At 45.4% G+C, this 13,716-nt stretch carries 13 protein-coding genes and 1 pseudogene; 11 read left to right on the top strand and 3 right to left on the bottom strand.

Annotation, left to right across the window (positions count from 1 at the left end; all coding sequences use genetic code 11):
* Nucleotide 1 precedes the first annotated feature (1 nt).
* The 3 genes from HPS57_RS00430 to mltG all read right to left on the bottom strand — a co-directional run bounded on the left by HPS57_RS00430 (nucleotide 2) and on the right by mltG (nucleotide 5,077).
* Nucleotides 2–2,038: a M13 family metallopeptidase gene (locus HPS57_RS00430; RefSeq protein ID WP_172179176.1), complete on the bottom strand. Its 2,037-nt coding sequence runs from the start codon at nucleotides 2,036–2,038 to the stop codon at nucleotides 2–4.
* 80 nt (nucleotides 2,039–2,118) lie between these two features.
* Entirely contained in the window at nucleotides 2,119–4,065 is a 1,947-nt protein-coding gene (locus HPS57_RS00425; RefSeq protein WP_172179175.1) for an ABC-F family ATP-binding cassette domain-containing protein, read from the bottom strand.
* A gap of 10 nt (nucleotides 4,066–4,075) precedes the next feature.
* Entirely contained in the window at nucleotides 4,076–5,077 is a 1,002-nt protein-coding gene (gene mltG / locus HPS57_RS00420; protein WP_172179174.1) for an endolytic transglycosylase MltG, read from the bottom strand.
* Nucleotides 5,078–5,231: 154 nt separating this feature from the next.
* Between mltG and HPS57_RS00415 the strand changes: the two genes are divergently transcribed.
* The 11 genes and pseudogenes from HPS57_RS00415 to HPS57_RS00365 all read left to right on the top strand — a co-directional run bounded on the left by HPS57_RS00415 (nucleotide 5,232) and on the right by HPS57_RS00365 (nucleotide 13,518).
* A complete protein-coding gene (locus tag HPS57_RS00415) occupies nucleotides 5,232–5,768 on the top strand; it encodes a nitroreductase family protein (RefSeq protein WP_172179173.1) in 537 nt (178 codons plus the stop codon).
* 289 nt (nucleotides 5,769–6,057) lie between these two features.
* Nucleotides 6,058–6,630 carry a Maf family nucleotide pyrophosphatase gene (locus tag HPS57_RS00410; RefSeq protein WP_172179172.1) on the top strand — a complete coding sequence of 191 codons (573 nt, stop codon included), beginning with the start codon at nucleotides 6,058–6,060 and terminating at the stop codon, nucleotides 6,628–6,630.
* A 153-nt stretch (nucleotides 6,631–6,783) separates the two neighbouring features.
* Complete coding sequence (locus tag HPS57_RS00405; protein WP_172179171.1) at nucleotides 6,784–7,233, top strand: SoxR reducing system RseC family protein; 450 nt, start codon at nucleotides 6,784–6,786, stop codon at nucleotides 7,231–7,233.
* A 36-nt stretch (nucleotides 7,234–7,269) separates the two neighbouring features.
* On the top strand, nucleotides 7,270–7,749 hold the full coding sequence (locus HPS57_RS14490; RefSeq protein ID WP_172179170.1) for a (Fe-S)-binding protein: 480 nt from the start codon (nucleotides 7,270–7,272) through the stop codon (nucleotides 7,747–7,749).
* Nucleotides 7,750–7,767: 18 nt separating this feature from the next.
* A pseudogene (gene rsxC / locus HPS57_RS00395) lies at nucleotides 7,768–9,117 on the top strand (electron transport complex subunit RsxC); the annotation flags it as partial.
* A gap of 217 nt (nucleotides 9,118–9,334) precedes the next feature.
* Nucleotides 9,335–10,333 carry an RnfABCDGE type electron transport complex subunit D gene (locus HPS57_RS00390; protein WP_172179168.1) on the top strand — a complete coding sequence of 333 codons (999 nt, stop codon included), beginning with the start codon at nucleotides 9,335–9,337 and terminating at the stop codon, nucleotides 10,331–10,333.
* Nucleotides 10,334–10,348: 15 nt separating this feature from the next.
* Entirely contained in the window at nucleotides 10,349–10,918 is a 570-nt protein-coding gene (locus HPS57_RS00385) for an RnfABCDGE type electron transport complex subunit G (RefSeq protein WP_172179167.1), read from the top strand.
* A gap of 14 nt (nucleotides 10,919–10,932) precedes the next feature.
* Nucleotides 10,933–11,517: an electron transport complex subunit RsxE gene (gene rsxE, locus HPS57_RS00380; RefSeq protein WP_172179166.1), complete on the top strand. Its 585-nt coding sequence runs from the start codon at nucleotides 10,933–10,935 to the stop codon at nucleotides 11,515–11,517.
* Nucleotides 11,518–11,519: 2 nt separating this feature from the next.
* Nucleotides 11,520–12,122 (top strand): electron transport complex protein RnfA, encoded by a 603-nt coding sequence (locus HPS57_RS00375; protein ID WP_135938823.1) that lies wholly within the window; start codon nucleotides 11,520–11,522, stop codon nucleotides 12,120–12,122.
* Between the two features lie 483 nt (nucleotides 12,123–12,605).
* On the top strand, nucleotides 12,606–13,250 hold the full coding sequence (locus tag HPS57_RS00370; protein ID WP_172179165.1) for a hypothetical protein: 645 nt from the start codon (nucleotides 12,606–12,608) through the stop codon (nucleotides 13,248–13,250).
* Nucleotides 13,237–13,518 (top strand): winged helix-turn-helix domain-containing protein, encoded by a 282-nt coding sequence (locus HPS57_RS00365; protein WP_172179164.1) that lies wholly within the window; start codon nucleotides 13,237–13,239, stop codon nucleotides 13,516–13,518. The genes HPS57_RS00370 and HPS57_RS00365 overlap by 14 nt, the downstream gene beginning before the upstream one ends.
* Nucleotides 13,519–13,716: the final 198 nt, after the last annotated feature.

Here is a 13,716-nt window from a genome sequence, read left to right as displayed (position 1 = left end):
ATTACCAAAGTTTCAGACGCTTTTCTGGAGCAATGTACATCTTGTCAGAAGACTTGACGTTGAATGCATCGTACCACATATCAATATGTGGAAGCGCACCGTTCACTCTCCAGCGTCCAAGTGAATGAGGGTCGCTCTTTGTACGGTTACGGATTTCCTTCTCTGTGATATTGCCTGCCCAAACGCCGGAATAAGCCAAGAAGAAACGCTGGTCCGGAGTCAGACCATCAATTGTCTTCAAAGGAGCATTCTTTGTAGCGTTCTTGTATGCATTAAATGCAACCATAAGTCCTCCATGGTCAGCCAGGTTCTCACCCAAAGTAAAGCGGCCGTTAGCCTTCAGATCAGGAAGCACATTGATTGAAGAGAAAAATTCTGCATACTGGTCGCCAAGTTTCTTGAAATTCTCAGCATCTTCCTTTGTCCACCAATCACGCATGTTTCCGTCACCATCGAAATGACAGCCCTGGTCATCAAATCCGTGAGTCATCTCATGACCTATGACAACACCTATTGCACCATAGTTGAAAGCGTCGTCAGATGCAGAGTCAAAGAACGGATACTGAAGGATTCCTGCCGGGAAACAAATCTCATTTGTTGTAGGATTGTAGTAAGCATTTACAGTCTGAGGAGTCATGAACCACTCGTCTCTGTCAACAGGCTGACCTGCCTTTTCCTTGATAGCCACGCTGTTCCAATGAGCACGGCAAGCCTTGACATTCTCATAATATGACTTTGAAGGGTCTATTGTCAGACCGCTCATGTCCTTCCATTTGTTAGGATAGCCAATCTTTACATAGAACTTGCTGAGTTTCTCAAGAGCAGCCATCTTTGTCTTGGTGCTCATCCAGTCCTGAGCAAGGATGCGCTCGGCGAGTGAAACCTGAAGATTCTCGACAAGTTTCTCCATTCTTGCCTTTGAAGAAGCAGGGAAATGACGCTCACAGTAGATTTTGCCAAGAGCCTCACCCATAACACCTTCCACCTGCGCTGTAGCGCGTTTCCAAAGCGGATGCTCTTCCTTGCTGCCACGCATTGTCTTGCCGAAGAAATTAAAGTTCTCCTGACGCACTTTGTCACTGAGATAGTTTGCTGCGCCATGGATGACATCCCACTCCATGTATGCCTTCATTTCGTCAGCAGTCATCTCGCCAAGCACCTTGTTTGCACCCTCTACGAATGTCGGTTGGCCGACGATAAGCTCCTGCATATATTCACTCTTCGCACCCTCGGCATTCATCAGCTCCTCAAGTTTCACATTAGGGTACTTTGCCTTGAACTCCTTAAGAGTCATCTTGTTGTAGTTGGCTTCTACATCACGAAGTTCTGTTCTTGACTTGGAAACCTTTGCCAATGCAGTCTCAACCTTAAGGACAGCCTCCATTTTCTTCTGTGCAACCGGCTTCTTGAAGCCGAACAGCTGGAACATATTTACAATATGCTGCTTGTAAGCGGCACGGATGTCACTTGTTGCCTTGTCATCATCAAGATAGTACTCTTTCTGTCCGAGAGTCAGACCGCCTTGGTAAACATTAAGAATGTTCATCTTGGCATTCTTCTCATCAGCACCGAAGCCGATACCCATAGGCACACCATAGCCAAACGGAGTGTACTTCAGTTGGAGAGCCTGCAGATCAGCAACACTCTTAGCAGCCTCTATGTCGTTGAGAATAGGCATTACAGGCTTGACACCTTCCTTATTGCGGCGCTTCTGATCCAAAGCCATTTTGTAGAAATCAGCCAACTTACGCTCAATGGTTCCTTCATTGAAACTGCCTTTGAGCATGTCGTCAAGGATAGCGTTAACACGCTTATTGTTATCCTCGCCGAGCTGGTCAAAGCTGCCAAAGCGTGAATAAGCTGCTGGAAGTGGATTGAGTTTCATCCAACCTCCGCAAGCATACTGGTAGAAATCTTCTGTCGGATTAGCCGTCTTATCAAGATTCTCCATCTTGATTCCGGCTCCAAACTCTTGTGCACCGGCAACAACAGGTGCTGCTGCGATAGTCATTATCGCCATTAAGTTCTTGAAATTCATTTTCTTTGTTTATATAATTCGAGATTTATTTACTATACATAATGAATGTTTATCAGGTAAACTCTTCAAAAGACTTACCGTTAACGCAACTCTTCAAGTTCCTCGCACAGTTGTTCCCAACGGCTTGTTTCTGTGTCAATCACTTGCTTGGTGGAAGTGTACTCGTTGACAACAGCCATGTCACTTGCTCCTTCCGGTGAGCATAGTACTGCATCCAACTCCTTCAAACGCTTCTCAAGAGTCTCTATTTTCCGCTCAACCTCCTTGATGGATTTCTCCAATTTAGAGATTTTCTTGTTGCGTTCCTTGCGCTCGGCATAGCTCAACATGTCATCCTTTGAAGGCTCTTCACTCTGCGGAACTTCATTCTGCACGGGAGTTTCCTCAACTTCTTTTGCTTTCGGTTGTGATATTTCCGCCTTTGATTGTTCATGAGAGCGTATCCAGTCGTATATGCCGCCAAGATATTCGCGCACCTTGCCTCCACCGAATTCATATACTTTGTCGACAAGCCCGTCAAGGAATTCGCGGTCATGGGACACAACAATGACTGTTCCATCAAAAGCCTTGATGGCTTCTTTCAGCACATCCTTTGACTGCATGTCGAGATGATTGGTCGGCTCATCAAGGATAAGGAAATTGACTGGCTCCAAAAGCAGACGAATCATGGCAAGGCGAGAACGCTCACCACCGGAAAGGAATTTCACTTTTTTCTCTGACGCTTCACCACCAAACATAAAAGCTCCAAGAATGTCATTGATACGCAAGCGCACTTCACCTTTGGCAACACGATCTATTGTCTCGAACACTGTAAGCTCATCATCAAGCATTTGTGCCTGATTCTGTGCAAAATAACCTATTTGCACATTATGCCCAACCTTTAGTGTTCCACCAAAAGGAATCTCGCTCATGATACATTTCACAAGCGTGGACTTTCCCTCGCCGTTCCTGCCGACAAAGGCAACTTTCTCGCCACGCTTTATGATGAGATTGACATTCTCAAAGACAAGATGCTGGTATGTCTTCTCCACATCCTCGCATATCACAGGATAATCGCCGGAACGCAGGCATGGAGGGAACTTCAGACGCAGGGCAGATGTGTCCATCTCGTCCACTTCTATCGGCACAATCTTCTCCAGTTGACGTATACGCTGCTGCACCTGCACCGCCTTCGTTGCCTGATAACGGAAACGCTCAATAAATGCTTTTGTGTCCGCAATTTCTTTCTGCTGGTTCTCATAAGCACGCAACTGCTGCTCACGACGCTCCTTTCTGAGCACTACATACTCATCATACTTAACCTTGTAGTCCTCGATATGTCCGCAGACTATCTCTATTGTACGGTTTGTCACGTTATTGATGAAAGCGCGGTCATGGGACACAAGGACTACAGCACATGACGATTGTGCCAGATATTGCTCCAACCATTGTATTGATTCGATGTCAAGGTGGTTGGTAGGCTCGTCAAGCAACAGAATGTCAGGCTTCTGCAACAGAATCTTTGCAAGTTCTATACGCATACGCCAGCCACCGGAAAACTCCGCAGTCGGTCGGTCCAAGTCCTGACGTGAGAAGCCAAGTCCCTGAAGCGTGCGTTCCATCTCCGCCTCATATTGTTCGCCTCCCAGCATCATATACCGGTCATGGAGGTTGGTGAAACGTTCCACAAGGTCCATATATCCTTGGCTTTCATAATCCGTACGCTCAGCCATTTCCTGCTGCATTGCCTCGAGCTTCTTGCCCATCCGGATGGTATCGGAAAATGCCTTGCGTGTCTCGTCGCGGACTGTGGTGTCGTCCTGAATCTTCATCACCTGCGGAAGATAGCCGACCGTAGTACCATTGGGAATAGTGACATTGCCGCTTGTCGGTGTCTGTATGCCACTGATTATTTTAAGAAGTGTAGATTTTCCCGCACCATTCTTGCCCACAAGGGCGATGCGGTCTCTGTCGTTTATCACAAACGAGATATGGTCATATAAGGGGCGTGCACTGAATTCTACGTGAAGATTGTCTATTGAAATCATAATGGAATCGTTATTTTATGCCACGTGCATTAAGGGCTGCCGTGTATTTCGCAGCGTTTTTAAGGTGCTCAGGATAAGTCACGGCAAAATTGTGGGTGCCGGAGAAATCCTCTTTTGCACACATGTACATGTAGTCGTGGTGGACATGGTTAAGGACAGCGTCTATGCCTGCCACGGAAGGGATGCGGATTGGTCCCGGAGGAAGACCGGTGTTGCGGTATGTGTTATATGGCGAATCGATGAAAAGCAGTTTGTTGTAGATGCGTTTCAAGCCAAAACGCTTCCAAGCATACTTGACTGTCGGGTCTGCCTGGAGCGGCATTCCGGATTTCAAACGGTTGACATACATGCCGGCAACCATGGGTTTCTCGCCATTGTTTGCAGTCTCTTCATCGACAATACTTGCCAATGTGATGACCTCTACAGGTGTCATTCCCGCCTCCTTTGCCTTTGCCTTGCGTTCGGAAGTCCAGAATCTGTCGGACTCTTTCTTCATTCTGTCAAGGAATTTCTCTACAGAGACATTCCAATAGATGTCGTAAGTGTTGGGGATGAACATGCACTGTATGGTCAGAGTGTCAAAGCCATACTTCTCACATGTCGCTTCATCGGCAAGCGCGGACAGCAGTTCTTCCTCAGACATCATCAGCCGCTTGGACATTTCTTCGGCAAATCTGTCAATGGTTCTTACTGAAGGAACGGTCAGCATGACAGGAGCTTGCTGCCCATTGCGCATGTGGCGCAGCATCTGCAAAGCACCCACCCCACTCTCCAAGGCATAACGTCCGGTACGGACATGTCCGGCATAACCTGACACAGAAGACAAACACTTGAATGTGGCAAGCGAATAGCCATGGCTTATTGTGTCCAGCTTTGCGTAGACAGAGTCTGCATTGTCGTCAGCATCAACATAGACATAACGAGTGCCGCCAGCGTTTGACATCGGTGTGAGCAACAAAAATGCAATCAGAGCGCAACATAAGACAATGACTGCGAAAATCTTTTTTATCATAACCAATAACGTGTACTATATTAATATGTCATTTTCAGGAAATCTTTGCAAAGGTAATAAAAAAAACATAATTCATGCTTCCTTTATTGACATTAATTTGTAACTTTGCAAAAAATTCACAATAATTCACAGCAAAAGATAGCGACAATAATTTATGACAGACTTCAAGACACTGGTGCAGACACGCCGTTCGCACCGCAAATTCTCTGAGAAACCTCTTGACGGAGATGACGTAAGACTGATACTGCGTGCCGGGCTTATGGCACCGACAAGCAAATCCACACGCGCATGGCATTTTATCGTTGTGGAAGACAGGACCGACCTGGAGAAACTTTCAGACGCAAAGGACCTCGGCGGTGCTTTCATAAAGGACGCACCGCTCGCAATCGTCCTCACGGCAAGCCCTCATGAATCGGACTGCTGGATAGAAGACTGCTCCATCGCAGCGATAAGCATGCAGTATCAGGCAGAGGAATTGGGTATCGGTTCGTGCTGGGTACAGATGGACAAACGCGGACTTAGCGACGGTACAAGTGCCACCGAGGTAATCCGTGGCATACTTGGCATTCCAGACGAACAGAATGTTCTTTGTGTGATAGCCTTCGGCTTTGCGACAGATGAACGGAAACCGCAGAACGAAGATAAGCTGAAATGGGAGAATGTGCACATCAATACATTTCAAGCTATATAACGGTTTTATAATAAGTTATCACAAATTAATTCATCCAAAGCTTGATATACAAAAACAAAAGGTTACAGTTGACCATGTAAAAGGTAACGGTTTACTACATAAAAGGTAACCTTTCACCATGCAAAAGGTTACCTTTCGCAGCACCATTCATAACACTGCGTTTCCATACGTTTACTGTTGTACAAAAAAGGCATTAACGACAGTAATAATTTCCAATAAGGAAACACTACAACTCCAATAAGAAAACACCATATAATCAATAAGAAAACATAACATAACAAATACAACAATGATTATCCTTGCAAGTAATTCCCCAAGACGAAAAGAGCTTCTTGGCGGACTGGACATGGAGTTCAGGACATGGGTCATTCCAGGTATCGACGAGTCTTACCCTCGCACAATGAAAGCGGAAATTGTGCCTGAATACATAGCACAAAAGAAGACCATTCCCTATTTCAATGATGTAAATATAGGCGAAATCAACGATGAGGACATTGTGCTCACAGCCGACACAGTCGTAATCCTTAATGGCGAAGTGCTGGGAAAACCGAAAGACGAGAAGGAAGCATGCCTTATGTTGCGGAAACTCAGTGGCAAAACCCATCATGTCATCACCGGAGTATGCCTCCGCACAAAGACAAAAATGCGCCATTTCAGCGTGAAAACCGATGTCACTTTTGCCAACCTTACAGACGAACAAATCGAATATTATGTATCAAACTACCATCCTCTTGACAAAGCCGGCTCTTATGGAGTGCAAGAGTGGATAGGCTATGTCGGCGTGACAAAGCTCGAAGGCTCCTATTTCAATGTTATGGGGCTGCCTGTACAAAGAATTTACGAAGAATTGAAGGTTTTTTAGCATGTTTTCATCTTTTCATTGTGAAAATCTGTTATTTTTCTTTCATTATTCAAAAAAATAATATAACTTTGCAAGCAACATTATTGCCTTAAATCATATCATGCGCATATTTTGACACATATACGCTCGCATGTGACACGCAAGAGAACACTAATGAACGAACAGATAAAACATGATGGCGTAATCATTTCCATTGAAGGCGAACACATACAGGTGCGCATCGCCCAGACAGCTGCATGCCTGCATTGCAAGATTGCAAGTCACTGCAATTCCGCAGACAGCAAAGAGAAAGTCATTGATGTCTGGACACGCAAATCCGGCAAATACCGTGTTGGTCAGGATGTCTGTGTCGTCATGGGAGGAAAAATGGGTCTGACAGCGGTACTTATAGCATTTGTCATACCGGTTGTGCTGGCGGTCGCTGCAATTCTCTCTATCCTTAACATGACAGAGCCTGACGGATTCTGCCCTGTTGCTGAGCCGTACAACCAAGGTTACGCAGCTATTGGCGGAATGGCTGTGTTCGGCATATATTACATTGCGCTTTATTACTGTAAGAACCTGATACAGTTGAAATTCCGGTTCTCGATTGAAGAAAAGTGAAAACTACACATAATAACTAACAAAATAAACAAAATTATGAATGAGATTATCGTTCCAGTACTCGTCTTGGGTGTCATAGCGCTCATCGCTTCGGTGTTGCTCTATGTCCTCTCCAAGAAGTTTGCTGTTGAGGAGGATGCCCGACTGCCATTGATTCTCGAGGCTCTCCCTGGCGCCAACTGCGGTGGCTGCGGCTTCCCCGGTTGTGCCGGTCTGGCAAATGCTCTCATCAAAGGCTCTAATGAAGGCTCCATTGACGGACTTTCATGCCCTGTCGGAGGTGAGGACACAATGTCAAAGATTGTTGATTTGCTCGGTGCGGCTGCAGCTAATCCTGCACCTGCTGAAAAGCCTGTCGCAAAGGCTGAAGGCGGAGCAAAGAAGTCTTTCAAACCTGCTCCTGTGGAAAAGGCATTCGTTCCTACTGCCGTTCCTACAGTAAAGCCTTGCGACAAGCCTATGAATATGCCGGCAGGATGCAAGCCTGCAGACATGAAATCACTCAAAACCATTTAATTCAAGGAGGTATAGCAAATGAAAGTACGTACTTTTAGACTTGGTGGCGTCCATCCGGAAGAGAACAAACTGAGCAATGACGCCGTTACAAAGCCTGCTCCACTTCCTAAGCAGGCTGTATTGCTGATGACACAGCATATCGGAGCTCCTGCAAAACCTGTTGTCAAAGAAGGTGACAAGGTCAAGGTCGGAACACTGATTGCCGAGGCCGGTGGCTTCGTCAGTGCTCCTGTCCACAGCTCTGTTTCCGGAACTGTGACAAAGGTTGGTGAGGCTGTCGATGCCGTAGGAGCAAACAGACCTGCTGTATATATAAAGGTTGAGGGTGACGAATGGGAACCAACAATTGACCGTTCGGAGAAGCTGGAGACACTGGAAGCTCATCCGGAACTTACACCTGAGGAAATTGTCAACCGCATCAAGAATGCAGGTATTGTGGGTATGGGTGGCGCTTGTTTCCCTACATTCATCAAACTTTGCCCCCCACCTACTGCAAAAGCAGAATGCATAATAATCAATGGTGTGGAGTGTGAGCCCTATATCACTTCTGACTACCGCCTTATGCTTGAGAAAGCGGACGAACTCATTGAGGGCGTGAAAATTCTCATGAAGGGCGCGAAAGTGAATCAAGGATATATCGGCATTGAGGAGAACAAGCCTGCTGCAATAAAACTCATAGCAGAGAAGATTGCGGAGAAGAATATCACCAACATAGAGGTTGTGCCTCTTGCAAAGAAATATCCACAGGGTGGCGAGAAACAGCTTGTCGATGCTGTCATACGCCGTCAGGTTCCGGCACCTCCGGCAATACCTGTCAATGTAGGTGCAATCGTACAGAACGCTGCGACTGCTTATGCTGTATATGAGGCAGTAATGAAGAATAAGCCTCTCTTTGAGCGTTATACAACCGTTACCGGCAAACAGATAAAGACTCCTTCCAACTTCGTTGTACGTATGGGCACATCGTTCCAAGAGCTTATAGATCTGTGTGGTGGCATGCCGGCAGGTGACAACAAGGTTCTTGCGGGTGGTCCTATGATGGGACGTGCCGTCAATACACTCGATGTTACAGTAGGAAAAGGTCAGAACTGTATCACTGTCCTCACTGATGCTGACGCTAAGCGCAAGGAGGCAGACCCTTGTATCCGCTGCGCAAAATGTGTAGGTGCTTGTCCTATGGGTCTTGAGCCTTACCTCCTTGCAACTTGTTCTTCAAAGAAGATGTGGGATAAGGTTGAAGCAGAGATGATTACATCTTGTATCGAATGTGGTTCTTGCCAGTTTACATGCCCTTCTCATCGTCCTCTCCTTGACAACATACGTGTCGGAAAGTCTACGGTAATGGGCATCATACGCTCACGCAATGCAGCACCGGCTCCTGCACCGGCAAAGAGTGGCAGTGCACCGGCACCGGCAGGAAAGGGAACGGCAAAGCCTATGTCTACTGCTGACAAACCATTCGTTCCTACTGCAATACCGACAGTAAAACCGGCAAACAAGCCTGTAAACTTACCGGCAGGATGCAAACCGGCTGACATGAAATCACTTAAATCAATTTAAATCCCTTATAAATTAAAATAATAAAATGGGAAATCTTATAGTTTCATTTTCTCCGCATGCACACGGAAATGACAGTGTGAGCAAGAATATGTACGGTGTAATCATCGCACTTGTTCCTGCTCTTCTCGTCAGCTTCTACTATTTCGGGCTTGGTTCTGCCATTGTGTGTGCCACAAGCGTTATTGCCTGTGTATTCTTTGAATGGGCAATAAGCAAATTCATTCTGAAGCAGGAACGTATGACTGTATGCGACGGTTCTGCCGCTCTCACCGGACTTCTGTTGGGTATGAACCTGCCGAGCAACCTTCCAATATGGATGATTATCGTTGGCGCGCTCATCGCTATCGGAGTAGGCAAGATGACATTCGGCGGGCTTGGACAGAATCCTTTCAACCCTGCACTTGTAGGACGTTGCTTCCTGCTGGTCAGCTTCCCTACCGCAATGACATCATGGCCGCTTCAGGGACAGATGACAAGCTACCTTGATGCAGAAACAGGCGCAACCCCTCTCGCACTCATGAAGCAGGCGATAAAAGGTGATGCTTCGGCATTGGAGCAGCTTCCTTCTGCAACAGACATGTTCCTCGGTAATGCAACAGCCGGTGCCGGAACAATCGGTGAGATTTGTGCATTGGCACTCCTCCTCGGACTTGTCTATCTCCTTTGGAAGAAAATCATCACTTGGCACATACCTGTATCAATCATTGGCACAGTATTCGTACTTGCCGGCCTTCTTTGGCTTTGTGACTGCAATACTTATGCTAATCCGTTCCAAGTGCTTTTCGCAGGTGGTCTTATGCTGGGTGCAATATTCATGGCGACAGACTATGTCACATCTCCAATGTGTGCGAAAGGCCAGATTATCTATGGTGTGTCAATCGGCGTCCTGACAGTTATCATACGTAACTGGGGTGCTTATCCGGAAGGAATGTCTTTCGCAATCCTTATCATGAACGCATTCACACCACTCATTAATATGTACACCAAACCAAAGCGTTTTGGAGAGGTTCCGGCTAACAAATAAACAGGAGGCAAAGATATGGAAAAACTAAAATCAAATCTTCAGAATATGGTGATTGTCCTCGTAGCTGTGGCAGTCATCTGTGGCGGTCTCCTCGCATTTGTCAATCAGGCGACAAAGCCTGCCATTGACAAGCAGGCTGAGAAAACTCTTGCTGACGGTATCAAGTCTGTTCTTGCTGCTGACCAGGTGACTGTACAGGATACAAAAGAGGTTACACGCAACATTGACGGCAAGGATCTGGTTTTTGTCATCTACACAACAGACAAGGGAACAGCAGTGCAATCTACTGACCCTAATGGTTTCGGTGGTAACCTTAAGGTTCTTGTCGGCTTTGATGAGAATGGTGTAATCCTTGGTTACACTGTCCTTGAACATGCTGAGACTCCGGGACTTGGTGCAAAGGCTTCAGACTGGTTCCAGAAGGATCAGCCGGGATGCATTGTTGGCAAGAATCCGGCAGAGAGCGACCTCACAGTATCAAAGGATGGCGGTGACATTGACGCTATAACAGCATCAACAATCACATCTCGTTCTTTCCTGCGCGCTGTACAGCAGGCGTTCAACACATTTAAGGAAAACAAATAAAGGAGGAACACATTATGTCAAAAATTGGAATTATCATTAACGGCATCGTAAAGGAGAATCCTACCTTTGTGCTGATGCTTGGTATGTGTCCTACCTTGGCCACTACCACAAGTGCCATAAACGGTATGATGATGGGACTTGCCACAATGGTTGTGCTTATTTGCTCGAACATTGTAATCTCTCTCATCAAGAAACTCACTCCGGATATGGTGCATATCCCTGTGTACATTGTTGTAATCGCCACACTCGTGACCATTGTGCAGTTCTGTCTCGCAGCGTACGCTCCGGAAGTGAACAAATCTCTCGGACTCTTTATCCCACTTATCGTGGTGAACTGTATCATTCTCGGTCGCGCAGAATCTTTCGCATGCAAGAACAATGCTCTTGACTCTGCCCTTGACGGTATAGGCATCGGACTTGGTTTTACAATCGGTCTAACAATACTCGGTATCTGCCGTGAACTTCTCGGCAACGGTACTGTGTTTGGACTTGAACTCATTCCTTCCGAGTATTCTATGTTGATTTTCGTCCTGCCTCCGGGAGCATTCCTCACACTGGGCTATATCATCGCAGTCATTAACAAATTCAAGAAGGCTTAACTATGGAATATATATTGGTATTTATTGCAGCGATATTCGTTAACAATATCGTCCTGTCACAGTTTCTCGGCATCTGCCCATTCCTTGGTGTCAGCCAGAAAGTCAGTACAGCATTGGGCATGTCCGGAGCGGTTGCCGCAGTCATGTTCGTTGCTACTTTGGTGACATGGTGTCTTCAGATGTTTGTACTCAATCCATTCGGGCTTGGTTATCTCCAGACACTTTCATTCATCCTTGTAATCGCTGCTCTTGTGCAGATGGTGGACATTGTTCTTAAGAAAGTTTCCCCTCCACTCTATCAGGCTCTCGGCGTGTTCCTCCCTCTGATCACAACAAACTGTGCCGTACTCGGTGTGGCAATCTCTGTAATCCAGAAGGACTACTCACTCCTCATGTCTATCGACTATGCAATCGCATCAGCATTAGGCTTTGGTCTTGCCCTGATTCTCTTTGCAGGACTTCGTGAGCAGCAGGAGTTTGCAAATATTCCAAAGGGAGTGAAAGGAGTTTCTATAACTCTCATTACAGCATCTTTGCTCGCCCTCTCTTTTATGGGCTTCTCTGGTGTAGATGGTGGTCTGAAAGTTCTTTTCGGACTCAACTAAAGATAATAAAATAGGCTTGACGGGATTGTCCATGAGAGCCTATTTTGTGTTTGTGTTGTTAGCAGGTTTCGTCGTGAGACGGAACCTGCTTCTTTCTAAGTTAGTCCACAAATGCATTATCTGTGCTGTTATTTTGAGGGAAAAGTGTAAGTTGAAGAAGGAATATAGGATACATCACCGATTATGCCTATGGTCTTCCGCCCACAAGAACAAGCAGAGAAGGCGAAAGACAAGCCCATACATAACGATTGGAAGATAATATCATTTTAATTTTGTGGATTAACTTATATATGTTACTATTATAAACGATTGTTATGTAGGATAAAAGTTTTTGTAATTTTTCTATAAAATAATTTGGTTTATAAAATAAACTTTATTATCTTTGCAGCAGAATTAAGAGTGGCAGCGCGCGCCCGCTCTTTTTTCAGAACACTATGGTTTATAAAATAAACCTAATTACAAACCTCTCAAAAACTCTTGATTATGAACGACAAGAAACTCACCCCACAGGAAAGTATGGAACTGATTACCTCCATGATTCAGAACTCCAAGCAACGTGTAGCGATGTCCGATCTCCGTATCTCGATTATGTGGGCAGTTGTCACTATTGCGACTGCTGCCGCAACGTGGATTCTTATCACTACCACGCATAATCCTTGGTTTCACTTTGTTTGGTTCGCCATTCCTATCATCGGAATTCCGGCAAACATAGTTCTTGCATCAAAGGTTGCCGATACAAAGAGTGCCAAAACCTATGTTGATTATGCAACAGACAGACTATGGCAAATAGTAGGCTATATAGCTATCGGCATTAGTATTGGCTGCTTTATAGCCCATCAATGCGGCTATCCACAAGCATGGATTGCCATGCTGTTCTACGCTTTTATCATTGTAGGCTTTGGAGCAACAATGACCGGTGTACTGTTAAAAGAGAACTCGTATGTGTTTGGCGGTCTGTTCTCCATCTTTTCCGGAGTAGCAATGATCATTTGTACTCTTTGCCGCATCCCATTGCTTTATTCATGGGTTGTGCCACTCTACATGCTATGTTTTCTTCTGATGTTTATTGTTCCTGCATTTATTATAGCCAAGAAAATTAAAAGAAGCAAAGAGAATGAAAGAACTTGACCCATTGCTACACTCACAACTACGATTGGCTGTGATGTCAATTCTTATGAATGTGGAAGAAGCTGATTTCGTTTATCTTAGAGAAAAAACTGGTTCTACTGCCGGAAATCTCAGTGTGCAACTTGATAAACTTTCTTCCGCTGGATACATTGCGTTGGAGAAAGGGTTTGCAGGAAAGAAGCCCCGAACCACCTGCCGTGTAACAGATTATGGACGTACAGCGTTTGAACGGTATGTTCAAGACCTGCGACAACTCCTTAATCTATAGAGTCATTATGTTTATAGTAAGTAATTGTTGGAAACTAATTTATTACTAAAAATCAACTGCGTCTTAGTACAAGTACAACTTAAATGTAAAGTAATTCCCCAATATTAGTCCGCTAATTCCTTTATAATACTCTACAAAAGAAATCCGCACATATCCCATTGTGAAATAAGATATGTGCGGATTTAAGTTTTTGTCTGA

Origin of the sequence: Palleniella intestinalis, from assembly GCF_013166595.1 — a bacterium.
Classification (GTDB): Bacteria; Bacteroidota; Bacteroidia; order Bacteroidales; family Bacteroidaceae; genus Prevotella; species Prevotella intestinalis.
This window is presented reverse-complemented; position numbering and strand designations above follow the sequence as displayed.

Excerpts from the sequence above, each read along its gene's own strand:
- HPS57_RS00430 (WP_172179176.1), bottom strand. The coding sequence starts at position 2,038 with ATGAATTTCAAGAACTTAATGGCGATAATGACTATCGCAGCAGCACCT.
- HPS57_RS00425 (WP_172179175.1), bottom strand. The coding sequence starts at position 4,065 with ATGATTTCAATAGACAATCTTCACGTAGAATTCAGTGCACGCCCCTTA.
- mltG (WP_172179174.1), bottom strand. The coding sequence starts at position 5,077 with ATGATAAAAAAGATTTTCGCAGTCATTGTCTTATGTTGCGCTCTGATT.
- HPS57_RS00415 (WP_172179173.1), top strand. The coding sequence starts at position 5,232 with ATGACAGACTTCAAGACACTGGTGCAGACACGCCGTTCGCACCGCAAA.
- HPS57_RS00410 (WP_172179172.1), top strand. The coding sequence starts at position 6,058 with ATGATTATCCTTGCAAGTAATTCCCCAAGACGAAAAGAGCTTCTTGGC.
- HPS57_RS00405 (WP_172179171.1), top strand. The coding sequence starts at position 6,784 with ATGAACGAACAGATAAAACATGATGGCGTAATCATTTCCATTGAAGGC.
- HPS57_RS14490 (WP_172179170.1), top strand. The coding sequence starts at position 7,270 with ATGAATGAGATTATCGTTCCAGTACTCGTCTTGGGTGTCATAGCGCTC.
- HPS57_RS00390 (WP_172179168.1), top strand. The coding sequence starts at position 9,335 with ATGGGAAATCTTATAGTTTCATTTTCTCCGCATGCACACGGAAATGAC.
- HPS57_RS00385 (WP_172179167.1), top strand. The coding sequence starts at position 10,349 with ATGGAAAAACTAAAATCAAATCTTCAGAATATGGTGATTGTCCTCGTA.
- rsxE (WP_172179166.1), top strand. The coding sequence starts at position 10,933 with ATGTCAAAAATTGGAATTATCATTAACGGCATCGTAAAGGAGAATCCT.
- HPS57_RS00375 (WP_135938823.1), top strand. The coding sequence starts at position 11,520 with ATGGAATATATATTGGTATTTATTGCAGCGATATTCGTTAACAATATC.
- HPS57_RS00370 (WP_172179165.1), top strand. The coding sequence starts at position 12,606 with ATGAACGACAAGAAACTCACCCCACAGGAAAGTATGGAACTGATTACC.
- HPS57_RS00365 (WP_172179164.1), top strand. The coding sequence starts at position 13,237 with ATGAAAGAACTTGACCCATTGCTACACTCACAACTACGATTGGCTGTG.